Source organism: Nostoc flagelliforme FACHB-838, from assembly GCF_014698065.1.
In the GTDB taxonomy this organism is placed as follows: domain Bacteria; phylum Cyanobacteriota; class Cyanobacteriia; order Cyanobacteriales; family Nostocaceae; genus Nostoc; species Nostoc flagelliforme_B.
Map to the genome: position 1 here is coordinate 36,702 of NZ_JACJSI010000030.1, position 24,463 is coordinate 61,164.

Genomic DNA, 24,463 nt, shown 5'->3' on the forward strand with positions numbered 1-24,463 from the left:
ACGGAGAAATCAGAGTTTGAAAGATATTTTGCGTAAGTCCTATCTTTACTACAAACCCTCAATAGCTTGGACATTGCACTACCTAATGTTTCTCCCTGCCAATACAGATGGCCCAGCAGTAACGACTACGATTTGATTTGGATGGAGTAACTCACGAGCTGCTTGATTAACTTGGTCAAGAGTGACTTTCTGGATTTTATCAGTGAAGGAGTGCAATTCTCGTTTATCTAATCCATACACTTCATTAATCAGAATTCTATCTGTTAATTCTTCTGGGTTTGCCAGAGAAACATTGTAGCTGCTGATGAGGGTGCGTTTAGCTGTTTCTACTTCTAGTGCGGTAACACCTTGTTGATGGATTTGCTGTAAGATTTCGCGGGTACTAGCGATCGCTTTACTGCTATCTTCAGGACTAGTTTGCATTTCTATCAAAAATGTGCCTGCATTCTTCCCGGCTTGGAAGGAGCTATAAATTCCATAGCTTAAACCTTGGCGATCGCGCACTTCTGCACCCAGTTTACTAGATAAGGTATCGCCTCCCAAAATCTGATTCAATACTAAGGCTGCATGAAACCGAGGATCATAACGGTTTATACCTGTGTAACCCATATATGTCACAGCTTGGGCTTTACCTGGTAAAACTGGGTTGACACTGACTATTTTCTGTGGCATTGACACCGGGGGATATTTTAATGTGGGTGCTTCGCCGCTAACTTCCCAATTACCAAACTCATTTTTAATTAGCGATCGCACTTTGTCTAGATCAAAATCTCCCACCAGCGCTAGCACTGTTGTATCTGGACGATAATGTTTAGCTTTAAAATCAATCACATCCCGGCGCTGAATCTGCTGTAAACTATCCTCGGTAGGAAAGGCGTGTAAGGGATGTTTTTTCGGATAAATTGACTGAACAAATATTCTTCTGGCTACTTCTGATGGTTCATCTAATTCCTGTTGCAGATCAGTTAAAGTTTGTTGGCGATGCAATTCCAATTCTTTGAGTGGAAAGGTACTGTTTTTAACAACATCTGCCAATATCTCCAGGAGTACGGGCAAATCCTCTGCTAAACTATCACCTTCAATATGCACACCTTCTCGGTTAGCGTGAAAATCTAAACTCGCCCCTCGTTCTGCCAATACTTTGGCAATAGTTAAGACATCCTTGCTTTTAGTGCCACTTAGCAAATTTTCTGCCACAAAAGCAGCCAATCCAGCTTTATTCTCTGGATCAAATTCCGTCCCAGCTTGAATATGGCCGCTCAGGGTAACGGTAGGAGTACTATGATCTGGTAACAGTAATATCCGCAGTCCATTGGGAAATTTAAATTCATCTGGTAAGACTTGGGGGATGTCTTCTCTATGAGAGATAAACAAAGCATCTGTAGCCGCATCCACAGGCGGTAAGTATTTCATTACCTCAGAAGGAAGCACAGGTACGCCAGGAGAGAAATTCTCTGTAGTTTGGGCTGAGTCTGGTTTATCACCAACTTCTGTTATCAGTTGCTGGGTTGGTTCAAAAAAGCCTACTGCTCGTACTTCTTTTGTCAGATATTTGTTAATGACAGCGACAATATCCTTCGGCTTCACCAAACGAACAGCTGCCAAATAGCGGTCTGTGTAGCGATAATCACCAACAGTTGTCTCATCAGTGCCCAAGCGCATTGCTTGAGAAGTGATATCACGGTTACTCAAAATTACATCTGCTGTTAATTGAGTTTTGGCTCGTTCAACTTCTTCAGAGGTCACGCCTTTTTCTGCTACATTAGCGATCGCGTTACTCAACGCTGAGTCAATTTTTTTCAAATCTTGTTTAGAACCAGCCGTCACCAACACTTCATACCAGCCAGATTCTCGCAAACTGGTAACGGAGGCTGTTAATTCACTAGCTAAACCTGATTCCACCAATGCCTGATAAAGTTTAGAATTCCGCCCTTCTGTCAAAATGTAATCCATTACATCCAGCGCAGGCACATCCGGTTGATTTGCATCCGGTAACGGATACACAACTTGTAACAGCCGCCCTGCTCCCGGTTCTCGCAATACGATGGGAGTGCTGAGTGCTGTTAGCGGATAGCTAAGGTTTAGCCTGCCCTGAGTGCTGAGTAATGGAGATGAGGAAGAAATAACTCCTGCCCCCTGCTCCCTGCCCCCTGCCTCCTGCCTCCTGGCCAGTTTGCCAAATACCTCTTTAATTGTTTCGAGGGTGTTTGCAGTTTGAAAATCTCCAACTAATACTAAGACGGCATTATCGGGACTATAAAAATTACGGTAATATTTCTGTACCTGTTCAACTTCAAATTTCTCGACATCAGCTTTAGTACCACCCACAGGCAACCCATAAGCATGATTGGGAAACGCCGCCTGCATGACAGCACGATTGAGGCGATATTCTGGACTATTTTCGTAACCCTGCAACTCAGAAATTACTACCCGCTTTTCACTCGCCAGTTGTTCTGGCTCAATCTGGGAATTTTGCATCCTGTCTGCTTCCAGCACTAAGAGCGCTTTCAGCTTGTTTCGTTCCACAGTGCCGTAATATGCAGTTTGATCGTAGCTGGTGAAAGCATTGGAATCACTACCCAAAGCACTAAACAAACGACCAAATTGAATTGGACGGTTTAAAGTACCTTTAAACATCATGTGTTCCAACTGGTGGGCAATGCCATTCACCCCTGGTTCTTCGTTGCGTGAGCCAACCTTGTACCATACCTGCACCGTCACTACTGGCGCAGTATGCACTTCCTTTGTCAGGACAGTTAGACCATTCTCCAGCACTGTTTTACGGACATTTTGTGTCAGTGTTGAGGGCATTATTCTTTTTGCTAGCAAGGTTGATTGATATTTTTCTTTATTAAATATGGCTGAATGTTGGCTATGAGCAGGTTTATTGCTCAACAAAAAAACTGCTACTAGCCATAAGCTTAAAAATAATAACGGCAAGGGATATTTATAAAATCTCGAAAATCCATACATATATTTAGCAGATATATCTGTAAATTAAATTACATAGTTTTTTGGAGAAGTGACGATAGTTTAATCTGTCCAAAAAATCTGTTACCTCAGTAACAATACAGAAAAACAATATATTAGCAATAAAGGTAATAAAAAAGCTAAATTATGGGAGTTTTGCTAAAACCCGAATGAATTCGAGAGGTAAGCCATCGGTATCGGCAATGAAAGCCACTTCGTAAATGCGATCGCCTATTTGCTGTTGTGTCGGTTCTAAAAGTACTTTCAACAGTTGTAATTCTTCGGGTTGACTCTCAGCCGCCAGTGACACACGTTCTTGTAAATTTCTCAACCAGCTAGGTAAATCTGGTGTAATCTCAGTTAAATCGAACGAGAGATGATAATACCCCACATAATGCTCATCAGCAAACGCATCTGGGGCTGGTTTTGGTTCGGGAATTTGGATCAGTTCAATTCTGCCGCCCAATCCTTCCATCCAGCAAGCTAGGGTATAGCCTGTGGTAAAGCGTTCTGAGATTGTAAACCCTAAATGTTCGTAGAAAGCGATCGCTCGATGAATATTCGCAGTCCGAATAGAAGCGTGGTGCATAATTAGTCCTTAGTCCTTAGTCCTTAGCCATTTGTCCTTTGTTATTCACTAATGACAAATGACTAATGACAAATGACCATTTACTCAAACAACCTGAAATAGGGGTAGCGCACAGGGACGCCAGGCTCTTTTTCCAAGTCAAAATTAATCACTTCCCAACAGGGATCATCTGAGGCATCGGGGCTAAACTCCACGGGTAAGCCGTACAAACGCGTAGCAGTAGCTTCTGTTTGTCCAGAACGCCAAGGTGTGCTGCGTTCCAAGTAGCCACTCATCAATTCCTGATAGCGTCGAGCAATAACTACTCGTGTTGCTCGAAAACCTTGGGTATACAGCTTGTCTAATGCTTCGTGAATCTCAAACCGAATACCATCGGGATGAGTATGCTGTCTATACCATTCATTATTCCACCTCCGCCAATGACGCCCCGATTGCAAATGGATTAACTCTCCATTTTTAGGATTAGCTTCAAACGCGCCATGACGCGGACACAAATAGGTATCTGTGAGTGTCAGCGCCGGAATAGTCTGGCGACAATGGGGACACTGTATTTCCGGCCCAAACATCGGGTACTGCAAGCCTGGATTCATCATGAAGTGCGTACAAACATAATTTTGTCTTCACCAGCATTAGTGTATTTTATTATACACTTTGGCTCCACCACTTTTGCTTTCGGTTACTTGCTCACTGCTGCACAGACACGAGGTTGCAGCAGGAACATTGTTCACTAGTGTTTTCCTCAGTGTAGAGGCTTGACGCTGTGATATCCTAGTTGTGCAACCAGCCTCAAAGGTTGGAGTTTCTCCAGTGTTCCTGGGTACCATATTCATATTCTATCGTGTCTACCGCTTCTTACTGGACATCTCCTGATTTTTCTCAAGCTGCCTTCATCGCAGCCAATGCTGTTGTTATGGGTTCAGTAAATATAGCAGCAGGAGTGAGCATTTGGTATGGAGCAGTGGTTAGGGGAGATGTAGAACGAATTGAAATTGGCGAATACACAAATATTCAGGATGGTGCAATTTTACATGGCGATCCTGGTTTTCCAACAATTTTAGAAGATCACGTTACCGTTGGGCATCGTGCTGTGGTACATTCCGCTTACATTGAGCGTGGAAGTTTGATTGGCATTGGCGCAGTGATTTTAGACGGGGTAAGAGTGGGCGCTGGCAGTATTATCGGTGCTGGCGCAGTGGTAACTAAAAATGTACCGCCTTTGTCCCTAGTTGTGGGCATTCCTGGCAAAGTGTTACGCCAAGTAACAGATGTTGAAGCCGCAGAACTGATTGAACACGCTAAACGTTACCAAAAGTTAGCTTTAGTTCATGCTGATAAAGGTACTGATATTGGTTTTAGCAAGGCTTAGGGAGTGGAAAGCAGGGGGAGCAGGGGGAGCAGGGGAGGTAGGGGAGGTAGGGGAGGATGAGGGAAATGAGGAAGATAAGGCGAATAACCAATGCCCAATGCCTCATAATTTAATCATTCTTTACATATCTACTTGGAAAAGTTGCCCACTTCAGCTAAAAATAAAAATGAGAGCAGTTGACAAAACTTTAATTTCTACTTAAGAGAGGGGTTCTAGATATGGATATCGATTACCGTATAGCGATCGTTTTAGCACCAGTTGTCATTGCTGCTAGCTGGGCAGTCTTTAATATTGGCGCTGCGGCTTTAAGACAAATCCAAGGCTTTTTGGATAGAGAAGCTTAAATTCGGCTCAATAATATCAATTTTGAACCGACTGTTTCTCTTCACAGAGGCAGTCGGTTTTATTCATAATGATTAATTGGGCATGGGACATTGGGCATTGGACAATAATTAATAGTTCTTCTCCCCCTACCTCCCCTGCCTCCCCCGCCTCCTCATCCCCCACTCTTCCTCCCTTGGATATCGACTCTGTAATCCAACCCCTGCAACGCTTTGGTGTCCACCTGGGACTCGATCGCATCCTCAACCTTTTAGCAAATCTCGGCAATCCTCATCACCAAGTGCCAGTAATTCATGTTGCTGGCACTAATGGCAAAGGTTCAGTTTGTGCCTATATTTCCTCGGTACTTACTGAGGCTGGTTATCGTACAGGACGCTACACTTCCCCCCATTTAATCGATTGGACGGAACGTATTTGTCTGAATGAACAGCCAATTTCTTCTGAGGAATTGAGCCAATTATTAGAAAAAGTACAAACGGCTATTCTTGCTGGTGACGAGGAGATCCCCCCAACCCCCCTTAAAAAGAGGGGCTATGTTTCCCCCTTTTTAAGGGGTGATCAAGCCTTATCACAGAAGTATGGCAACCCAACTCAGTTTGAAGTAATTACGGCAGCTGCTTGGTTATATTTTGCCCAGCAGCAAGTTGATGTGGCTGTGATAGAAGTCGGACTAGGAGGGCGCTTGGATGCTACCAATGTCTGCTTGGAACCTTTGGTGACGCTCATCACTTCCATTAGCCGCGAACACTGGCAGCAACTTGGCCCTACCATCGCTGATATTGCTAGAGAAAAAGCTGGTATTCTCAAACCTGGATGTGCGGTTGTGGTTGGGACATTGCCACCAGAGGCAGAGAAAGTGGTGCGATCGCGTGCTTTAGAATTACAATGCCCGATTTTTACACCTCAACCCTCCCGTCAAATCGCTACAGGATGGGCAGAGTACGAAACAATTGAAAATTCTAAATTAATTAAATACCCATTACCATTAGCGGGACAAATTCAGTTAAGTAATTCAGCTTTGGCAATAGCCGCTTTAGAAATTCTCCAACAACAAGGTTGGCAGATTTCTGAAGAAGCCATAATTAATGGCATGGCAAAAACTCAATGGCCAGGGCGGATGCAATGGGCTACTTGGAACAACCATAAATTATTAGTTGATGGCGCTCACAATACCGCCGCAGCCCAAGTTCTCCGCCAGTATATTGATAGCTTAGATGCAGTTAATCACAAACCCGTTAATTGGGTTATAGGAATGTTTGCCGATAAGGATCATGCAGATATTTTTACCGCCCTACTGCGGCCAGGCGATCGCCTTTTTTTAGTGCCAATCCCCGTAGAACCTTGGCCGGGTAGAACTTCTGCTGATTTAGACTACCTATCAAACCTAGCTTACAGCCTTTGTCCCGAATTAAGCGATCGTCAAATCCATCCAGATTTATTCACCGCACTAGAAACCGCAACCTCAACCACAGACGATTTAATCGTTTTGTGTGGTTCCCTTTATTTAGTCGGCGATTTTTTAGCAACAGCTATATCTATAAGTTCACTACAATGATTGTTGCAATTGCTTAAGCCTTTCTTATATATGTAAGAGTATTTGTTGCAAAGGTTAAAGCAATTGCAGCAAATGATTATACATTTCTTGCAAATACTTAAGCCTTTCTTATATATGTAAGAGTATTTGTTACAAAGGTTAAAGCAATTGCAGCAAATGATTATACATTTCTTGCAAATACTTAAGCCTTTCTTATACATAAAATAACATTTGCTGCAAATGTTCAAAGTTGAGATACTAACGCCATTTATTTTTGAAGATACGCCTACAGGATTTAGGCAAAACTACAAGCTGTAGTGGCAATTCATGTAGACGCAAACGCGAGTGCGTCTTATATAGAAGCGGATAGTTCTACTCGCTGCTGAGGATGAGTACGTAGGCATAGCCCGCCGCAGGCATCGCTGTTGAGGTACAATTTAATTTTTCCTAGCTTGAATTTGTCACCCCGTAAAGGTGATGCCTACGCACATCTACCTTACTCAAATGCAGGGTGAGGTTCTTATTTTTGATTTATGCAAGAGGTCTAATAACTGTACTTTAGACTAAGAAGTACAAAATGACTCTCTAAAGTCCAGTCATTAGTTCTTTTGTTTCTGCGACAACGCCTCGAACGCCCGGTTCAAAATCTCTTCCCGCTGCATTAAATCCACGTCAAGGCGAACGTCCGCCATTATCCACGGGTTTACCTTGACCTTTTGCCCTTCCTCCAAGCGAGCTTGAACCATTTGTAAAATCAATTCGGCTTCGCTTATTGCCATCTCGCCCAACAGCATCGTTTCGATTTCCGTTTTCAAGTCGCGTTCAAATCCGGTGGGAAACCGCAGTCGCCCGCTTGTTCGCTCCGCCTGAAACTCGAATCGGTCGCGATGTAGACTGCACGCTCCAACCTTGCCACTTTCGCCGCACGCGGTTTTTAATGTCGGGTATGCTTGGCGCTACCCAAAATTCGAGCGTTCTTGCCATGATATCAAGATGAAACCCGCCGCGGGGAAATGGGTCGCCGTCGGCAATTATTAGATCGTCTAAGCCTTGATATTCACGAATCGCGGCAAGCAACGGACTTCCATAGTAGAGATAGTCTTCCGTATAGTCGTAAAGCGGAAACAGCTTTACCGCCTTGTCTTCGGTGACAATGCTCGCCACCGTGTCGATCCAGTCGAGGTGTTGCTGTTGCAACACCTCGAATCGCAAAACGTCTTCGCTTTCTACTTCAACTAAAACATTTTCGCGCGGGAAGCCGACGTAGTTCGCCATGTCGGCAATTCCCTCGTAAGCCCATTGCACTTGCCACCCCTGCCAGACAGAGCGCAAAACGTCGAGATACACTCGGCGCAATTGAACGTTAGAGGCAATGTCCTCTCCTGCAAAAATCAGAAAAACTTGCTTGTCAAGATCGACCACCGCGCCGCCTTCTGCCCACACCTCGTCAAGCCAACCCGATTCGTCAACTTCCTCCTGCGCTCGAATGAACTCGACGGCGTGTTCCACGCCCCAAAACAAATCGCGATATATTGTATTAGCGCACCAATGATTGTAGAACAACTGGTACTTACCGCTTTCGACAAGAATCAGATTTGCTCTGTGTCCCATAACTTATACCGCCCTCTATTTTTTACACCAGAAATATACGTAGGGTGCGTTAGCCAAAGGCATAACGCACCGTCCAAAGGCTTTGGTGCGTTACGCTATGCGATAACACACCCTACAGATACTTTATTTAGCTATTTTTCGTTTGTCTCCTAACTCCTAGTACTGTTCCACTCCTGCGCCGCATCTTCTACGGCTTTATCTACGTTTTTTTGGTCTAACATTGCTGCTTGCAAGTTTTCGTAAACTGCCTTTTGTAGTTTGTTAAAATCCTTCAAAGTAGGGGTTAATATTTCTGCTTGTTGCAGTTGCTCGGCAGTAATAACCCGCGCTTTTTCTACTGTTGAAGCATTAGCTGGAACATCTTTAAAGTAACTATCAGACAATGCTTTGATTGTAGAAGGTAGCACATTTGCAGCTTTAGCAAAAGCTAACTGATTTTTGTCATTGGTAACAAATAAAGCAAACTTCACAGCGCCATCTGGTTGTTTGCTATCGCGGGGAATAACTATGTTCATCACCGCGACATTTTTCTTACCTGTGTCACCAGTGAGTTGAGGTGCTATTTCTGAAGCTTGAGCAATTTTTGGGGCATTATTTGCGATCGTTTTCAGAAACTCTGGTCCAGAAGCAAGAAACGCAGTCTCTCCAGATTGGTATAAATCGATCGCGTGGCGATGTCCTTGGGTTAAAGCTTCTTTCGGAAGCAACCCTTTTTTATACAAGTCTACCCAGTATTGAAATGCTGCCTTACCTAGTGCTGAATTAAACGCCGCTTTTCCTTCAGCATCTATTAGGGTGACTCCCATTTGCACGAAAGATTCCAGCACTTCACCAGAATCTTGCGGTACAAAAGTCACAAAAAAGGCATACTTCCCTGTCTTATCTTTAATTTGTTGCGCTGCTTGTGCCAATTCTGCGTAGGTTGCAGGGACTTTATTGATACCTGCCTGTTTTAACAAACCAGTGTTATAAATGGTTAGCCGTGTGGTGAGATACCAGGGAATCCCAAAACTTTTGCCATTAAGTATGCTTGCTTTCCAGATATTCGGTAGATAGGAGGAACGTACATCGTTTGGGATTTTTGCGTCTAAATCTAACCAGGCATTTCGCCCCGCAAGTTGGGAAGCAAAACCCGGATTCAAGTTAACCACATCAGGTGGCGTTTTTGCGGAGACAGCTGTTAATATTTTGTTCTCCATTGCTGCCCAAGGTACATCGACCCAGTTAATCTTTATACCTGGATTTTCCGATTCAAAATTCGTAATTAGGTTTTTGAAGTAGTCGTTAAATTGAGGTTGGAGTTGCATCGTCCAAAATTCAACAGTTGCCGCTCCTGAATTAGCTTGTTTTGTAGTTGTACTAACATTCCCTGTGCTGCAACTTACAATCCAACTGGTTAATAAGCCCACCAGTGTAAAAGCAATAAGTTGTTTAAATTTTCGTAATTGAATCATGTTCCCAGTATTTTTACGCTTGCTGAGTGTGAAAAGCTTAGACAGAATTGTCGAGATTATAGGCTAAATAAATTACCTGTAAAGACGTAACATATTACGTCTCCACCACAACAAAATTAAATTTCCAATTTAGCAGTCCAGCGGGCACAACTGTGGTAAAAAGCTTCAAAAGTCTGTTTGACAAATCAAATAAAGGGGTCGGCATTGAACTTGCTCCCGAACGGGTAAATGTAGTTCAGCTACGCAAACAGCGTCAAGGCTTGAAACTAGAAACCTTTACATCGGTAGCAGTTCCAGAAGGTATTGTTACCGATGGTCAAATCACCGACCCCGCAGCAATGGCGCAATTAATCCAGCAGGCGCTAGCTGAGAGCAAAATCAAAACTTCTCGCGTTGCCACTGGTGTACCAGGGCGAGATTCCATCGTTCGGATCATACCAGTGCCAGCAGAGTTGGATGACAAAGAACTGCGAGAAATGGTGTTGAACCATGAAGCAGGTTTGTATTTACCTTATCCTCGTGAAGAGGCTGATGTAGATTATCAAAAACTTGGGTATTTTGTAGATGAAGATGGCATTGAAAAGGTACACGTACTTTTAGTAGCCACCCGCAAGGAGATAACCGATACCTATATAAGTACTTTCGAGCAGGCAGGATTACAAATTGATGTTTTAGAAATTAACAGTTTTGCTTTAATTCGGACTATTCGTGAACAATTGCGACAATTTGGGCCGCAAGAAGCAGCAGTACTCGTTGATATTGAGTTCGATAGTACAGAAATTGCCATCATCGTTAACGGAGTGCCGCAATTTTCGCGCACAGTCCCAATCGGGACTTATCAAATGCAAACTGCCTTAGCAAGGGCAATGAGCTTACCCACATCACGAGATATGGAACTGTTACACGGCATGGTCATTCCCCAAACTCCCTTAGACGGCGGGAAAACTGGTGTTACCGAAGTTGATCCTGGTATGGCTGCCATATTGAGAGTATTGGCAGAACTAACAGATGAACTGCGCCGTTCCATCGATTTTTACCTCAATCAAAGTGAAAATTTGGAGGTAGCGCAGATTATATTAGCTGGGCCTGGAGGTGGACTCCAACAGCTAGATGAGTTTTTTACCCAACGATTGAGTTTGCCAACTACCCAAATAGATCCAATCGGGGCTTTGGCTTTGGAAGTTGACACTGATAAATTTCCACAGGTACAACGCTCTGGTTTAGCGATCATACTCGGTCTAGGAATGCGGGAGGTGTAAAAAAATGTATAGCCTAGATGTTAACTTTCTTAAAGACCGTCCAGCATACCAGAAAAAGCCTGAGAGATCGGGAGGAATATCCCTAAAGTTTCCTACGGGGGATTTGACACTACTGTATGCGGGAGTTGCAGTAGGTGTAGTTCTTCCAGCTTTATTGGGAATTGGTTGGTGGTTGTTGCAAGGGAAGATTGTGGAATTAGATGGTCAAATCGCACAACTAGACCAAGAAAGCAAGAGGTTAGATACAGAAATCGGAAATTTGAACAAAATTAAAGCCGAGACGAAGGCAGTTCAAGGGGAAACTCAAGCTTTAGTCACTGTATTCGATCAGATTCGTCCTTGGTCGGCAATGCTGCAAGATTTGCGCGATCGCATCCCTGCGGCAGTACAAATTGAGAATATTAAGCAACTCCCACCTGTTGTGGCAACAGCAGGTCAGCCAGCAAATAATCCCGCCGGGGGATTAGAAATTACCGGATTGGCTCGGTCTTTTAACGATGTCAATGATTTCTTATTAAGTTTACAACAATCTCGGTTTTTGAAGCCCACAGAAAGCAGAATTGTGACAGCTACGTTAATTGATCTTCCCTTAATGCCAGGTGCGGATAGACCTACTAATGGTGTAGTAATTAAGCCACCCCAAGTAGTTCAATACACTATTCAATCGGGCATGAGCGATGTTCCAGCTTCAGAATTAATTCGGGAGTTAGAAAAAAAAGGCACAGTGGGATTAGTGACTCGAATTCGTAATATGCAACAAACAGGAGTCATTTCAAAATGACGCTGAGTGATGATTTAAATTTTGCCGAACATGGTGGGGAATTTGATGAGGCAACGCCCGCATCCCCCGTGCTATTTGGTATTGCTTTCACACCAAAAATCATTGGGATATTGGTGGGAGTAATTGGTTTAGCGGGAGCAGGTTATATATTTTTAAACCTGTTGATGCCAGCTTGGGAAAGCTATCAGCAGCAGCAAGCTAAAAGCTCTGAATTGCAAGGGCAAATTGACGAAAAAAAAGCCAATATCAAACAGATTGACAAAGTTAAAGACGAGCTAGCGCAAGCAAAGCAGCAAAAAGTTCAGGTTTTAGGTTTATTTGCTAACGAAAAAAGCTTAGATACATTGCTGTTGGATATGAACCGCTTAGTTGAGTCTGGCAATATTCCAACTTCTGTTAATGCAGTGAGAGCCAAATTGAAGAAATTTGTGCCAGTTTCTCAAAAACCAGAACCAGTTAACGATGGAACTCTAGGAGTATTAGTTGACGGCAAGCTGCAACGCAGTAGTATCAATGCCGAAATTATAGGAACTTATGAACAAACACAATCGATAATTCGTAACATTGAGCGTTTGCAGCCTTTGTTAATAGTTAAAGATTATCAATCAAGTTTGGCTCCAGTAGAGTCAAGATCCGCATTGGATAAAACGCCTGTGCAGGTAGGCCCAGCAGCGATTAATACATCATTCCAATTACAGGTATTGATGCCACTTAGTTCAGAAGAAATAGCCGCAGCCGCAGCCGCTAAAGCTGCCTCGAAAAAGTAGTGAACTTAGAGCCAGGGCAATAGAATTCACGGCTACACAAATGTAGGCAAAGCCTTCCCACAAGGTAGTCTGTCTCCGTGGATTCAAGAAAAAAAGAGGGTTTGAGACCCACGGAGGTGGGTTTCGTTTGTGTAGACGAGCCAGTGCGTTGGACGGGCAATGCCCGACTTGTTCGCTCTTAGCGTTCCCGCAGGGTAGCACTTGGTTGGCGTGCGGTTTTTAACTGCGATTTAACTACTCAAAATTGTTTGTAAACAAGGTTTTATAAGGTGAGGAATGAACTGTGAAACAGCTTCACGGTAATAGTTTTATTTTAGGTACTGCCGCTTTTGTATTTCTGGCAGCTCAACCAGTTTGGGCACAACTTAGTCAAGTTACTAATGTCCAGTTAAATCCAGTTAATGGTGGAATTAGCGTTGCGTTGAAAACTTCTTCTGGGTCGCGCCCCCAAGTTTTCACTACAAAAAGAGGTAAGGCTTTAGTCGCAGATATTATCAATACTCAATTACGATTACCACAAGGTAATAGCTTTCGGCAAGATAGCCCAGCACCAGGAATTGCATCTGTTGAGGTTAATCAGCTTGATGCCAATAGTATCCGAGTAACGGTAACTGGCAATAACAACGTACCTAGCAGTCAACCTGTGGTGCGATCGCAAAATGGAATTACACTCAGCTTTAGCCCATCGTCAGGCACTATAGCATCAGCACCAACGCCAACAGCGCCAACATCCACAGCATCGCCTGTTACGACTCCAGCCCAATCTGGTCAAAATTCAGGGGTTCTCGTTCCCAACCCGGAAATCACCATTAACGGGCAACCTGCACAAGCCGCAGGGCCAGGTCAACCTGTGAGTCAGGCTCCACCTTTCTTACCTAGAGCCGTTGCCCCACCAGTAGGAGATATTGCTATTTCTAATACTGATGCTTCTCCTAGCACCATTGACTTAGGAAGTCAGGAACGTGTACCTCGTTTAGTGCTGCGAGATGCGCCGGTGCGTGAGGTTTTGTCATTGCTTGCCCGTGCTGCTAATTTAAATCTGGCTTATATCGGAGGTGAGCAAGCTGCTGGAGGTCAGCAAGGTGGTGCTGCTAATGCACCAGCAGTTTCTCAAACTATTTCCCTAGATATAGAAAACGAGCCAGTGCAAGATGTGTTTAACTATGTCTTGCGCCTAAGTGGTTTGGAAGCTAACCGCAGTAATCGTACAGTTTTTGTTGGGCCTAAACTACCCAATGCGACCCGTGACATGATTATGCGTAGCATGCGACTTAATCAGGTAACGGTGGGAACCGCCTTGAACTTTTTGGTGGGCTTGGGAGCAGAAAGTGCCGTCAGCCGAGAACGACAAGTTACTAGTGTTAGTGCCGTACCTGTGGGTACTGGAGTTGCACCTATAACCCAAACTCAGACGACCACGGAAACCAGACTGGAAACCCAACGCGCTGATTTTAAAGACTCTAGCCCATTACTTAGAGGTTTACAGGCATTAGGAGATGAGCGCACCAATTCGCTCACCTTAATTGGCTCTCCTAAACTGATTGAGATTGCAATGGCTCAACTAACTCAGCTTGATATCCGCCGTCGTCAAGTAGTAGTCAACGTCAAGATTATTGATGTTAACTTATTGAATACCCAAGACTACAACACCAGTTTTTCCTTTGGAATTGGTAACAACTACTTTAGCAATGATGGTGGTGCCGCATCTCTAAATTTTGGCGGTTCTAGACCAGCTACTAGTGCTGAAGCAAGAAGCAGTGTAACTAGTACACCTACAACCACTAATCCACTGGGTAGCGCAAATATTTTTCTTGACCCAAATAACCCAGCTTCAGGTACTGCTGGAGCAAACTCTAATCCTCAAGCAGCCGGTATTACAGCCATTAACCCAACAGCCATTACCTTGGGCTTACCAAGCTTATACCAGTTCCCAAAACGTTTTCTTGCTAGCTTACAGGCTCAGGTTACAAATGGCAATGCCAAGATTTTGACTGACCCCACCTTAATTGTGCAAGAAGGTCAAACGGCTAATGTCAAGCTGACCCAGGAAGTACTAGGAAACATTACAAGTTTACTAACTAGTGCTGATGGTATCGCTTCACAAACAATTACAGCTGAGAAAACAGATGTGGGTTTAACCTTAGCCGTCAAAGTAGATCGGATTGATGACAATGGTTTTGTATCTCTATCTGTAGCTCCCATTGTTAAAGCACCTCAATCATCAGCTAATCTAAATTTGGGAGGAGGTAATGTCCAACAAATATTTTTGGTGTCTGAACGATCGCTAAATTCTGGCACAATTCGCCTGCGAGATGGTCAAACACTCATTCTTTCAGGCATCATTCAAGATACAGACCGGACAACTATCTCCAAGATTCCTATTTTGGGTGATCTTCCGCTAATTGGTTCGCTGTTTAGAAGTACAAACAGAAATAATCAGCGCAATGAGGTGATTGTGTTGCTCACACCTCAAATTATGGATGACTCTGAGAATTCCTCTTACGGCTATAACTACACTCCCAGCCCGGAAGTGCGGCAAATGCTTGAACGTCGGGGGCTGAAGGCTCCTGGCAGGTAATAAAGATAATGAGCAGGTAAGTTATCTCTGGCAACGGCTCAGACCCCCGACTTCTGTAAGAAGTCGGGGGTCTTCTTGTTCACGAGTAGAATTAAGTTTAAATGTCATTTATAAAAAGATTTGAAAAAATATGAGTTTTCAGATTGTCAGCCAAGATTCAACAGATAATGTTCTGACTTGTTGAATATGCTGAAAGTCGCTATCGGCTGAGACAATGGTGAGATTTTGTTGCAGAGCAATAGAAGTAATCCATAAGTCATTTTCACCAAAACCTAAATCAGTTATCTTAGTTTTTCTGCGCTTGCTTTTTTCTTTTGGTGCAAATTGATTGAATAAAGCAGCTTTTAGTTGACCATAAGTATTAGCAGTTTGCCGATCAATATTATAAATATAAATACCTCTATTGAAGAAGAACCCAGAAGCCAGAATCCAGGAGTCAGAATCAATGAGTGGGGGATTCAGACCCGCCACTCATTGTAGACCGCTAAATGAACGCAAGTGCGTCTCTGAAAGAGAAGATTTAGCGGGGGTCTTAAACCCCTAGATTCATCCACCAGTCGTACAGAATTCATACTGAATTCTGACTCCTGACTCCTGAATTCTGTTTTGATAAAATTTTGTACTAATGCTAAATTAGTTTATTGCCTTTGAGAACGTGTTGCCATATCTATTAATTCTCCCTGCACAATGACACAAGTTGAAACTAGACTGTTTTCAACCTCAGCAAGGCGACTTAATATATTGACGTTACCTAAAATAGCTAGACTACAGTGATTTGTATCGATTAGGTACATTATTCAAAAGGATTATCTTCATTAAACTCTGCTTGACCACGGCTAGCAATTACTAGCTTCAGACACTCCTCTAAGTCATCGCCTTCCCAAGTACCTATAGTTTTCAGATGTTCTAGAAGTGAGCTTCCTGTGGAATTAATAGTAGTCTGACTAGCAAACTCTACTTGATGTTGTGTTTGTTGCGCTTGGTTTTGCTTTGTTTTCAAAAAACGTAAAAAATTAAATGTTTCAGTCAAAATCCCATCGGATGCTGATTGAATTTCCTCGATAACTTGTTCTTTGATTTTCATATTTACGCCTCTTTGACTGGCATTTTTTAGTAGGGAAAAACAACAATCATGATCGTGGTTACGTTGGTAGACCTCCAGCTTGAAAAATCTGTTCTGCTGTTAAATTCAATTCTGGGAAAGTAGGTGAAATAATGCGGTCAGTGCCTCTAAAATGAGTAACTTGGTATTCACCATCGATTAATTGATAAATAGATATAGTAGGCTGTTTAGGGTTGCCAGTGAACTTTTTAGCGCCTAGACCGAGATAATCTACAACCCAGTATTCAGGAATTCCAATACCCTCATACTTACCCTGTTTTGTGTAGTAGTCATCATCCCAGTTGGTACTAACTACCTCAACTACTAAAGGAATTGATGCTGCAAGGCTTACAGTTGATTCTTTTTTCCATAGCGGCTCATTCACTAAATTAGGGCGATTCAGTAATAGCACATCTGGGGAATAGGCAGATTCCGAATTAGTTGGTTTTATCAGCGCAGTTTTGGGGATTGTATAAGGTAAATTTAATCGGTCAAATTCTACTGTTAGTTTTCTTGCTACAAAACCAACAACATCTTCATGGTCTCCTACTGGTTGTGCCATTTCAACAATCACGCCATCATGTAATTCATATCTTCCACCTTCGGGTCGCCACGCTGCAAAATCTTCAAAGGTTACTAGTTTTGGTATGGCTTGAGTCATAATCTATTACCCCTAGTAGTCGTTTCGATCATATCGCTTTCTTACGTTCAGCCTTAGAGGTTGTTTGAGAAATATTTCGCTATGACTTTAGGTATTTTTAGATCCCCCTAAATCCCCCTTAAAAAGGGGGACTTTGACTCCGGTTCCCCCCTTCTTTAAGGGGGGTTAGGGGGGATCTAAAACTTTTTGCTACCAGAAACAGGACTTTTCAAACATCCTCTTAACAGTAATATTAAGGGGTACAGTACTGGAAAAAGTTTGTTGCGGAGAACTAAACTATGGTAGCGATAACAACATCCGCAGAAAATAGGGTTTTACTGCAAAACATCAGTTGGCAGACATTTAAAACCATGCTGGCTGAAATGGGTTCAGAACGTAATTCCCGATTTGCTTATGACAATGGAACGATAGAAATTATGACCCCACAAATGCCGCACGAAAACTTAAACCGTGTGATTGAAGCTTTTGTTGGTGTATTGTGCGAAGAGTTGGGCTGGGAAATTAAACGCGCTGGTTCGTTAACTTTAACGCGAGATGATTTAGAGAAGGGAGCAGAGCCAGATAGTAGCTACTATATTCAAAATGAAGCCCTAGTTCGAGATAAAGAAAATATTGACATAGCGATTGACCCACCCCCTGACCTTGTGCTGGAAGTAGAATATTCCAGGTCTGCAATAGACAAGCTGAGGCTTTATGCTGCGATGGGAGTCCCGGAATTTTGGCGGTATAACGGCAGTGTGTTGCGAGTTTATACACTTGCAGGTGGGCAATATTCAGAAGTCGAAACCAGCCCTACTTTTACGCCTGTGTTAGTGAAGGAAATTCCTCGATTTATCCAAGAAGCGAAGAAAAATGGGGAAATTGCTACTACCCGTGCTTTTCGGGCTTGGGTGCAACAAAAAATTTCTGGTGGGAAACAGTAAAATCATGGCTAAAGCTAGCCTAATGAGTCGGATTACGCAAAATCCTGGGCAATGCGGAGGTCGTCCCTGTATTAGAGGAATGCGAATTTGTGTAAGTGATATTTTAGAGATGCTGGCTGAAAATGTGAGTTCAGCCGAAATTTTAGAGGATTTTCCTGATTTAGAACCAGAAGACATCCAAGCCTGTCTGTTATTTGCAGCGCGGCGCACAGACTTTCCTCGATTGACTGCATGAATATCTGGATTGATGCTCAACTACATCCAACCTTGGCAGTTTGGCTAACCAGCACCTTTGGAGTCAGTGTTGTATTTATAGGGCGTATTTTGTGAACCACAAAACCCCGACTTTTTAGAAAAATCAGGAATCTGAGCTTTTGATTTCCATAAAAATTGCAATAACTCTTCAACATTGGTAATTAATCCCAACAAATGCTAACCATCTCTCACCTCTCCACTCCCCTGTTTTCTTAGCGATGCCTGCGGCAGGCTACGCCTACGCGGGATTTAGTAGGTATTATTTCCTACTTTTGGGGTGGTTTTTAGTGAAATAATTACCCTAATATTACAAAACATCCTGAAATCTATATAAATTAATGGTTTCATCTATCCACATCAGGCTACAACGCCTTAGAATGATTCATTGAAAAGTCGAGCCGATGGGATGTACAGCCGTTTTGAGTAAAAATACTCCCAAAGGATGATTTTTGCATTTCCGCGAACAGAGATTTCAGTACAGATGTACTAAAGTGCATCCGTAAAAAATCTTAAGTAAACCTTCAGGAGTTTGACATGAACAAAGGTGAATTAGTTGATGCCGTAGCTGAAAAGGCTAGTGTTACCAAGAAACAAGCGGATGCAGTTTTAACTGCCGCTTTGGAAACGATTATTGAAGCGGTTTCCTCTGGTGATAAGGTAACGTTGGTAGGATTTGGCTCATTTGAATCACGGGAACGTAAAGCCCGTGAAGGTCGCAACCCGAAAACAAATGAAAAAATGGAAATTCCAGCCACGAGGGTTCCTGCCTTCTCGGCAGGAAAACTATTTAGAGAAAAGGTAGCACCCCCAAAAGCATAGGTTCTGTCTTCGGGAACCCTTTTTCAATGCGGCAACCTGCACACGGGGGAAATTTAGCCTGGGCAGCAGCACTGGCTGGCTGTCCCCCTGACGCTATTCTGGATTTTTCTGCTAGCATCAGTCCATTGGGGCCTCCAAATAGTGCGATCGCTGCTATTAAGTCCCAAATCGGTAATCTTAAGCACTATCCAGACCCAAATTATAGTGAACTGAGACTAGCTCTCAGTCACTTCCATCAATTGCCTTCTGAGTGGATTCTGCCGGGTAACGGCTCCGCAGAATTACTCACTTTGATAGGTAGGGAATTAGCTCAATTAGCCGCGACAATTTTAATCACTCCAGCCTTTGGCGACTACTACCGAACCTTGGCAGCGTACAACGCTAAAGTACTGGAGTGTCCTTTGTCATTAGTCACTGGTCATTGGTCACTTGTACTGAGCCAAGCCGTTGGCACAGCCTCTGGTAGAGAAGTATTAGTAAACGACAAAGGACATAGGACAAAGGACAAAGGACTATTGCTGAATAATCCCCATAACCCAACCGGAAAACTATTTTCGCGGGAGTCTATTTTGCCCTACCTGGAGCAATATGCTTTGGTGGTGGTGGATGAAGCATTTATGGATTTTGTGCCACCCAATGAGGAACAAAGCCTGATTCCGGTGGTACAGGAATATGGGAATTTAGTAATATTGCGATCGCTAACCAAATTTTACAGTCTCCCAGGACTGCGATTAGGATATGCGATCGCCCACCCGGATTGTCTAGCTAAATGGCAGTTATGGCGTGACCCCTGGCCTGTAAACACCCTCGCGGCAGCGGCGGCAATTGCTGCACTCCAAGATACAGAGTTTCAACAGCAAACCTGGGCATGGCTACCACCCGCACGAAACCAACTCTTTCAGGGTTTGGCTGAAATACCAGGATTGCAACCCCATGCAAGTGCTGCTAACTTTTTACTGGTTAAGTCTCAAAAATCAACTTCGCAGTTACAGCAACAATTACTCAAGCATCACCAGATTTTAATCCGCGATTGCCTCAGCTTTCAAGAACTAGGCGATCGCTTTTTCCGGGTTGCTGTACGTGAAGAGTCTGATAACCAACGCTTACTAACAGCGCTGAGTGGGGAGTAGGGGAGGCAGGGGGAGCAGAGGAGGCAGGGGAGGCAGAGGGAGCAGGGGAAGAAGAACTATTGATTCTTCAGCCATGCCCAATGCCCCATGCCCCATGCCCAATACCCTATGCCCAATGACAAATGACAAATGACAAATGACTATTGACTACGATGTCGTAATTATTGGCGGCAGTCTCGCTGGATACCACGCTGCTCTTGCTGCAACCCAACTACATGCTACAGTCGCCCTGGTGGAACCTAAAGTAGACTATGGGTTTACTCATCACCATGCTCTTGCCGAAATCGGTAAACTGGCGCAGAAGTTGAATGATGCCTCTGGTTTTGGTATTCATGCCAGACACACTGATACCTCAGAAGAATGCCACATATCTATGGCATGGCAAGAAGCGATGCTGTATGCTCAATGCGTCGCCTCAAATCTTAAAGAACAGCATTCCCCGGCCATGCTAGCCGCGCAGGGAGTCGATGTCATCGTTGGCAGCGGTCAATTTCAATCTTCACCCCAACTGGCTTTTGCCGTTAACAATCGCCTACTACGCGCCCGTACTTATTTGCTAGCTAGTGGTTCGCGTTCAGAAATGCCAGAGATTGAAGGATTGCAAGCCACTGGCTATTTAACCCTTTCTAATATTTGGCAATCCTTAAAGAGAGAGACATTAGCCAAAAATTGGGTAATTATCGGTGGAATTCCCCAAAGCATTGAAATCGCTCAAACTTTAGCGCGGTTTGGTTGCAGTGTAACGCTAGTAGTTAAGCATCCATATCTTCTACCCCATCTTGACCCTGAAATAGCCATACTGCTTCAGGCACAGTTGGAAGTCGAAGGTGTACGCGTCTTCACCGAAAAATCGGTAACTCAGGTGAGGCTAATTGAGGATAAAAAGTGGATTCAAGCAGGAGATAAGGCTATTGAAACTGATGAAATTTTAGTAGCGACTGGACAACAGCCAAATATTGAATCCCTAAATTTGGCAACGGTAGGTGTGAAATGGTATCGGCGTAGCTTAGTAGTGAATGATAAATTGCAAACCACTAATCACCGCATTTACGCTTGTGGTGATGTAATTGGTGGTTACGATTTTGGCAATATCGCTAATTATGAAGCAAAAATTGCCCTGAACAATGCCCTATTTTTCCCCAGATTAAGAGTAGATTATCGCTCTATTCCTTGGGCGATGTTTTCTGTGCCGATGCTGGCGCAAGTGGGCTTAACAGAGGCTCAGGCAAAACGCCAATTTGGTCGAAAAGAAGTTTTAGTTTTGCGGCAGTATTTTAAAACAGTGGCAGCAGCCCAACTTCGGGATGAAACCACTGGTATGTGTAAAATCATTGTGCTAGGCAACGGTGAAATTTTGGGAGCTTCGATATTGGGGGCCGAAGCTGGAGAATTAATTAGTTTGATTGCCTTAGCAATGTCACAAAAAATTAAAATCAAAGATTTAGCAAATTTATCTCCCGTCTATCCTAGTTTTTCAGAAATTCTGGAACAAACTGCAACAGAGTGGAGTAAACAAAAGTTAAATAGCAATATTGCTTTGCAAGAGTTTCTAGAAGGCTTTTTCCATTTCCGCCGCAATTGGAATTTATGAGAGATGCCATTAATCGCGTCTGTACAAAAGTTAAAATTCTATCTGGAGATGCACTCCATTGCTTCTCTGCTGCCAATCAGGGAGGCAGAGGCAGAGCCTCCTGATACCACTCCCAGTCGGAGACTGGGAACGAGGGGACGAGGGAATTACGAATTATTTTAAAACGCCTGTATTACTATCCACACTACCCCAGCCGCTACTAGAGGCACGCTGAGGTTATCTGTGCCGTGGGGTGAGACTGCCTCTGCTAGAGTGGCGAAAGTAGCAGTTACTACCGCCGTCAATAATGCCGACTCTAAACTTAAAGGTGTTCCTAGGGGATTTAGAGATGAACCAGGTAGCAGCAACAGCACCAAGAAAATCACCACTGTACTCGCCACAAACATTGCAGCCGAACCTTCCCAGGAACGCACAGAATTTCCCACTTGGTATTTATGCTGCCCGAAGCGTCTACCGATTAATGCTGCTAGTGCATCACCCCAGGTCATCGCCATTATCCCAGATACAGCGATCGCAACGTTATCTACTGGCCCATCTGGTCGCCACAGTAGCCCAAAAAGCAGTGTCACTGAGATAGCGAAATAAACTGTGCCAGGTGAGCTATCCTGAGTATCCATTGCACCAATAACTCGGTAACGGTAAAACAGGTAGTTAAGTCCGATAAAGGTAGCAAAAGGTATAATTCCAATTTCCCAGTGTTTAAACAGCAGCAGGACACCAAAAACCCACATCCCTGCACCAATATGAATTACTTTGCGGGTCAAATCTGGCTTTACACCAAACAGCCTACGCAGCCCCTCGCCAATGACAAGCAGACCAGTCGCGTAAACATAAGAAATTGCTAGCCCAATAAAATCATTTGTCATTGGTCATTTGTCATTTGTCATTGCTCAAAAATCAATAGTGCTTCTCCCCTTGCCCCCCTGCTTCCCCTGCCTCCCTACTTCTTCACTTAGATCGATCACTATTTCGTCTAAAATTCTTTTCTATTAACGAAGCACTACCAATACCTTGAAGAATACCACGACCGATTAAACCTAAACCTCTACCAATTATTTGGGTAAGAATGAAAACTATACCGCTACCTGCAAAAGCTAATAGTGATTTGAGGCGCGGTGCGATCGCATCACTAAATTCTAAGACTAATGTCACTATTAAAGGAATATTGGAAAGTTTGACTAGCTCCTGGTTTCGAGGGGCATAAACTGAAGTATTGGCAATGCCACGAGGCGCAATTACAAATAGCTCATACCGACTTTCAAAAACTGCTTTCGGCTCATTGATATAATTATTTAATCGATATTTCCACGACAAATCATTTCTAAATCTTTCAATTTCTCTTGTGGAAATTAATTGTTGACCATAAAAATTTTGCTTAATCGCTTCTACATCTGCTAAATAATTGAGCAGTGGTTGCACTACCCCATTCGCTACCTGAATCAACAAGTTCTCGACAATCATTAATGCTTGAAACTTCGATTCAGCACTCATTACTGGATATGAGGTATTATCAATATTTAATTTTGTTTGAAATATTAGATAACAATACAACTCATAAACTAGCGGAATTTTATTGAGAATATCTCTTTGCACAACTTCTGCATTTTGCAGTAATAGATTAACAATTTCTATATTTTTATTTCCTATTTGTATTCGATTAAACTTTCCAAAAAATTCTGTAATTCCTGCTTGCCATAAGTCGCGTATTAAAGTATTTTTTACTTCATATAATTGATTTATCTCTATTTGAGAAGCATGCAGTTCATCTAACTGTTCAGCCAATTTTTGCAGGATAATATAAAGTAATTCCCGTTTTTTATCTTCACGAAATATATCAATTTCCAAAGGTATATTAGTGACATTTTGTAAAGGAAATTGAAGCTTGGTAATACAATCTGCAAACAAGGCAGATTGTAGTGTTCCTGGACTAAGCAAAGGTGACACAGTTGGCCTTTGTCGAATGGCACTACTTAATGAAGAAGTCAGAGGCGGCTCGTCAGCAACGGGAGTATGTTCGTCTTGCTTTTCTTGTGATGAAACTAACAACCGATTTAGCAACCAACGAGCCGCTAGCAGTTCTCGCCGCTGTCCAGCTAAAATTGCTCGATCTAGTACTGGTAGTCCGGGAACTTGTAATTGTGCTATTACTGCGGTTAAGGTAGCGTCAATGTTAGCAATTCCTGACAAACGTATATTATTTCGTAGTTTAGAAAAAGGGAGTGGGGAGTGGGGAGAGACGCGATTAATCGCGTCTGTACTGTTAGGAGTGATTATTGCTTCTATATTTTGGAACCAATAGGAACCACCATCGGCAACTTCTTGTATGGCGACGACTAACTCAGGAAGTGGTGTACCCTTGGGGCAGTAGCCATTAATACCAACAGATTTGGCAGCTAATAGCAATCCTTGTTCTTGCACAGAACTAAGGAGCAAAATTGGCAGGTTTGGATATAAGGCTCTGAGTTGTCGGCAGAATTGTAAACCTAGCTGTTGACTGGTGGTGGAGCGACCATTACCGAATTCCAAAACCACCAAATTTAACTGATTAGGGTCTTCTTGGGCAATTTCTGCTAAAATCTGCAAGGCAGCGGTATCAGTTTCTACCGCTGCGATCGCTTCCAGGTTAGGAATTGCTTCCAGAGCTACCCGTAATCCCAGACGAAAAATCGGGTCTTGGTCGATTAACAATAATTTTAGAGGGCGATCGCTCATAGTCTACTCAATTACACAA

At 43.3% G+C, this 24,463-nt stretch carries 24 protein-coding genes; 13 read left to right on the forward strand and 11 right to left on the reverse strand.

The genetic code is table 11. The features are described from left to right. Positions 1-78: 78 nt before the first annotated feature. The 3 genes from H6G97_RS16650 to H6G97_RS16660 all read right to left on the reverse strand — a co-directional run bounded on the left by H6G97_RS16650 (position 79) and on the right by H6G97_RS16660 (position 4,149). Complete coding sequence (locus H6G97_RS16650) at positions 79-2,973, reverse strand: M16 family metallopeptidase (protein ID WP_190941850.1); 2,895 nt, start codon at positions 2,971-2,973, stop codon at positions 79-81. 142 nt (positions 2,974-3,115) lie between these two features. Next, positions 3,116-3,559 carry a VOC family protein gene (locus tag H6G97_RS16655; RefSeq protein WP_190941851.1) on the reverse strand — a complete coding sequence of 148 codons (444 nt, stop codon included), beginning with the start codon at positions 3,557-3,559 and terminating at the stop codon, positions 3,116-3,118. Positions 3,560-3,639: 80 nt separating this feature from the next. Next, entirely contained in the window at positions 3,640-4,149 is a 510-nt protein-coding gene (locus tag H6G97_RS16660) for a TIGR02652 family protein (RefSeq protein ID WP_479684968.1), read from the reverse strand. Between the two features lie 248 nt (positions 4,150-4,397). On the opposite strand from H6G97_RS16660, the gene H6G97_RS16665 reads away from it, so the two are divergent. The 3 genes from H6G97_RS16665 to H6G97_RS16675 all read left to right on the forward strand — a co-directional run bounded on the left by H6G97_RS16665 (position 4,398) and on the right by H6G97_RS16675 (position 6,822). After that, entirely contained in the window at positions 4,398-4,925 is a 528-nt protein-coding gene (locus tag H6G97_RS16665; protein WP_190941853.1) for a gamma carbonic anhydrase family protein, read from the forward strand. Between the two features lie 218 nt (positions 4,926-5,143). Next, positions 5,144-5,269 (forward strand): photosystem II protein Y, encoded by a 126-nt coding sequence (locus H6G97_RS16670; protein ID WP_012411301.1) that lies wholly within the window; start codon positions 5,144-5,146, stop codon positions 5,267-5,269. A 173-nt stretch (positions 5,270-5,442) separates the two neighbouring features. After that, on the forward strand, positions 5,443-6,822 hold the full coding sequence (locus tag H6G97_RS16675) for a bifunctional folylpolyglutamate synthase/dihydrofolate synthase (protein WP_190941890.1): 1,380 nt from the start codon (positions 5,443-5,445) through the stop codon (positions 6,820-6,822). 578 nt (positions 6,823-7,400) lie between these two features. Here H6G97_RS16675 and H6G97_RS16680 read toward each other — a convergent pair. The 3 genes from H6G97_RS16680 to H6G97_RS16690 all read right to left on the reverse strand — a co-directional run bounded on the left by H6G97_RS16680 (position 7,401) and on the right by H6G97_RS16690 (position 9,866). Continuing rightward, positions 7,401-7,616, reverse strand: coding sequence for a hypothetical protein (locus tag H6G97_RS16680; protein WP_190941854.1), 216 nt, complete (start codon positions 7,614-7,616; stop codon positions 7,401-7,403). A gap of 7 nt (positions 7,617-7,623) precedes the next feature. After that, entirely contained in the window at positions 7,624-8,412 is a 789-nt protein-coding gene (locus H6G97_RS16685) for a hypothetical protein (protein ID WP_190941855.1), read from the reverse strand. 149 nt (positions 8,413-8,561) lie between these two features. Continuing rightward, entirely contained in the window at positions 8,562-9,866 is a 1,305-nt protein-coding gene (locus H6G97_RS16690; RefSeq protein ID WP_190941856.1) for an ABC transporter substrate-binding protein, read from the reverse strand. A gap of 152 nt (positions 9,867-10,018) precedes the next feature. On the opposite strand from H6G97_RS16690, the gene pilM reads away from it, so the two are divergent. The 4 genes from pilM (at position 10,019) to H6G97_RS16710 (ending at position 15,251) form a co-directional block, all read left to right on the forward strand. Continuing rightward, positions 10,019-11,125 (forward strand): type IV pilus assembly protein PilM, encoded by a 1,107-nt coding sequence (gene pilM, locus H6G97_RS16695; RefSeq protein ID WP_190941857.1) that lies wholly within the window; start codon positions 10,019-10,021, stop codon positions 11,123-11,125. A 4-nt stretch (positions 11,126-11,129) separates the two neighbouring features. Further along, positions 11,130-11,906: a PilN domain-containing protein gene (locus H6G97_RS16700; protein ID WP_190941858.1), complete on the forward strand. Its 777-nt coding sequence runs from the start codon at positions 11,130-11,132 to the stop codon at positions 11,904-11,906. After that, positions 11,903-12,673, forward strand: coding sequence for a pilus assembly protein PilO (locus tag H6G97_RS16705; RefSeq protein WP_190941859.1), 771 nt, complete (start codon positions 11,903-11,905; stop codon positions 12,671-12,673). The genes H6G97_RS16700 and H6G97_RS16705 overlap by 4 nt, the downstream gene beginning before the upstream one ends. Positions 12,674-12,956: 283 nt before the next feature. Continuing rightward, positions 12,957-15,251: an AMIN domain-containing protein gene (locus H6G97_RS16710; protein ID WP_190941860.1), complete on the forward strand. Its 2,295-nt coding sequence runs from the start codon at positions 12,957-12,959 to the stop codon at positions 15,249-15,251. 138 nt (positions 15,252-15,389) lie between these two features. On the opposite strand, the gene H6G97_RS16715 is transcribed toward H6G97_RS16710, so the two are convergent. From H6G97_RS16715 to H6G97_RS16725, 3 genes are all read right to left on the reverse strand, one after another. Further along, complete coding sequence (locus tag H6G97_RS16715; RefSeq protein WP_242054957.1) at positions 15,390-15,722, reverse strand: PIN domain-containing protein; 333 nt, start codon at positions 15,720-15,722, stop codon at positions 15,390-15,392. Positions 15,723-16,044: 322 nt separating this feature from the next. Further along, positions 16,045-16,335 (reverse strand): DUF2281 domain-containing protein, encoded by a 291-nt coding sequence (locus H6G97_RS16720; protein WP_190941861.1) that lies wholly within the window; start codon positions 16,333-16,335, stop codon positions 16,045-16,047. A gap of 58 nt (positions 16,336-16,393) precedes the next feature. Further along, complete coding sequence (locus tag H6G97_RS16725) at positions 16,394-17,014, reverse strand: Uma2 family endonuclease (RefSeq protein WP_190941862.1); 621 nt, start codon at positions 17,012-17,014, stop codon at positions 16,394-16,396. 278 nt (positions 17,015-17,292) lie between these two features. On the opposite strand from H6G97_RS16725, the gene H6G97_RS16730 reads away from it, so the two are divergent. The 6 genes from H6G97_RS16730 to H6G97_RS16755 all read left to right on the forward strand — a co-directional run bounded on the left by H6G97_RS16730 (position 17,293) and on the right by H6G97_RS16755 (position 21,894). Then, complete coding sequence (locus tag H6G97_RS16730) at positions 17,293-17,937, forward strand: Uma2 family endonuclease (RefSeq protein WP_190941863.1); 645 nt, start codon at positions 17,293-17,295, stop codon at positions 17,935-17,937. Positions 17,938-17,941: 4 nt separating this feature from the next. After that, positions 17,942-18,172 carry a DUF433 domain-containing protein gene (locus H6G97_RS16735; RefSeq protein WP_190941864.1) on the forward strand — a complete coding sequence of 77 codons (231 nt, stop codon included), beginning with the start codon at positions 17,942-17,944 and terminating at the stop codon, positions 18,170-18,172. A gap of 554 nt (positions 18,173-18,726) precedes the next feature. After that, positions 18,727-19,011, forward strand: coding sequence for an HU family DNA-binding protein (locus tag H6G97_RS16740; RefSeq protein WP_010998076.1), 285 nt, complete (start codon positions 18,727-18,729; stop codon positions 19,009-19,011). A gap of 26 nt (positions 19,012-19,037) precedes the next feature. Then, positions 19,038-20,141 (forward strand): threonine-phosphate decarboxylase CobD, encoded by a 1,104-nt coding sequence (cobD, locus tag H6G97_RS16745; RefSeq protein WP_190941865.1) that lies wholly within the window; start codon positions 19,038-19,040, stop codon positions 20,139-20,141. 136 nt (positions 20,142-20,277) lie between these two features. After that, entirely contained in the window at positions 20,278-21,732 is a 1,455-nt protein-coding gene (locus H6G97_RS16750) for a dihydrolipoyl dehydrogenase family protein (RefSeq protein WP_190941866.1), read from the forward strand. Positions 21,733-21,735: 3 nt separating this feature from the next. Beyond that, complete coding sequence (locus H6G97_RS16755) at positions 21,736-21,894, forward strand: hypothetical protein (RefSeq protein ID WP_190941867.1); 159 nt, start codon at positions 21,736-21,738, stop codon at positions 21,892-21,894. Here H6G97_RS16755 and H6G97_RS16760 read toward each other — a convergent pair. Both H6G97_RS16760 and H6G97_RS16765 read right to left on the reverse strand, forming a co-directional pair. Then, positions 21,891-22,598, reverse strand: coding sequence for a diacylglycerol/polyprenol kinase family protein (locus H6G97_RS16760; protein WP_190941868.1), 708 nt, complete (start codon positions 22,596-22,598; stop codon positions 21,891-21,893). The two genes, H6G97_RS16755 and H6G97_RS16760, sit on opposite strands and share 4 nt — an antisense overlap. An 82-nt stretch (positions 22,599-22,680) precedes the next feature. Further along, on the reverse strand, positions 22,681-24,444 hold the full coding sequence (locus tag H6G97_RS16765) for a DUF3685 domain-containing protein (protein ID WP_190941869.1): 1,764 nt from the start codon (positions 24,442-24,444) through the stop codon (positions 22,681-22,683). Positions 24,445-24,463: the final 19 nt, after the last annotated feature.

Bases quoted from the DNA above. Each gene is read 5' to 3' on its own strand.
- H6G97_RS16650 (WP_190941850.1), bottom strand. From the start codon at position 2,973: ATGTATGGATTTTCGAGATTTTATAAATATCCCTTGCCGTTATTATTT.
- H6G97_RS16655 (WP_190941851.1), bottom strand. From the start codon at position 3,559: ATGCACCACGCTTCTATTCGGACTGCGAATATTCATCGAGCGATCGCT.
- H6G97_RS16660 (WP_479684968.1), bottom strand. From the start codon at position 4,149: ATGAATCCAGGCTTGCAGTACCCGATGTTTGGGCCGGAAATACAGTGT.
- H6G97_RS16670 (WP_012411301.1), top strand. From the start codon at position 5,144: ATGGATATCGATTACCGTATAGCGATCGTTTTAGCACCAGTTGTCATT.
- H6G97_RS16685 (WP_190941855.1), bottom strand. From the start codon at position 8,412: ATGGGACACAGAGCAAATCTGATTCTTGTCGAAAGCGGTAAGTACCAG.
- H6G97_RS16690 (WP_190941856.1), bottom strand. From the start codon at position 9,866: ATGATTCAATTACGAAAATTTAAACAACTTATTGCTTTTACACTGGTG.
- H6G97_RS16700 (WP_190941858.1), top strand. From the start codon at position 11,130: ATGTATAGCCTAGATGTTAACTTTCTTAAAGACCGTCCAGCATACCAG.
- H6G97_RS16705 (WP_190941859.1), top strand. From the start codon at position 11,903: ATGACGCTGAGTGATGATTTAAATTTTGCCGAACATGGTGGGGAATTT.
- H6G97_RS16720 (WP_190941861.1), bottom strand. From the start codon at position 16,335: ATGAAAATCAAAGAACAAGTTATCGAGGAAATTCAATCAGCATCCGAT.
- H6G97_RS16725 (WP_190941862.1), bottom strand. From the start codon at position 17,014: ATGACTCAAGCCATACCAAAACTAGTAACCTTTGAAGATTTTGCAGCG.
- H6G97_RS16730 (WP_190941863.1), top strand. From the start codon at position 17,293: ATGGTAGCGATAACAACATCCGCAGAAAATAGGGTTTTACTGCAAAAC.
- H6G97_RS16735 (WP_190941864.1), top strand. From the start codon at position 17,942: ATGGCTAAAGCTAGCCTAATGAGTCGGATTACGCAAAATCCTGGGCAA.
- H6G97_RS16740 (WP_010998076.1), top strand. From the start codon at position 18,727: ATGAACAAAGGTGAATTAGTTGATGCCGTAGCTGAAAAGGCTAGTGTT.
- cobD (WP_190941865.1), top strand. From the start codon at position 19,038: ATGCGGCAACCTGCACACGGGGGAAATTTAGCCTGGGCAGCAGCACTG.
- H6G97_RS16750 (WP_190941866.1), top strand. From the start codon at position 20,278: ATGACTATTGACTACGATGTCGTAATTATTGGCGGCAGTCTCGCTGGA.
- H6G97_RS16755 (WP_190941867.1), top strand. From the start codon at position 21,736: ATGCCATTAATCGCGTCTGTACAAAAGTTAAAATTCTATCTGGAGATG.
- H6G97_RS16760 (WP_190941868.1), bottom strand. From the start codon at position 22,598: ATGACAAATGATTTTATTGGGCTAGCAATTTCTTATGTTTACGCGACT.
- H6G97_RS16765 (WP_190941869.1), bottom strand. From the start codon at position 24,444: ATGAGCGATCGCCCTCTAAAATTATTGTTAATCGACCAAGACCCGATT.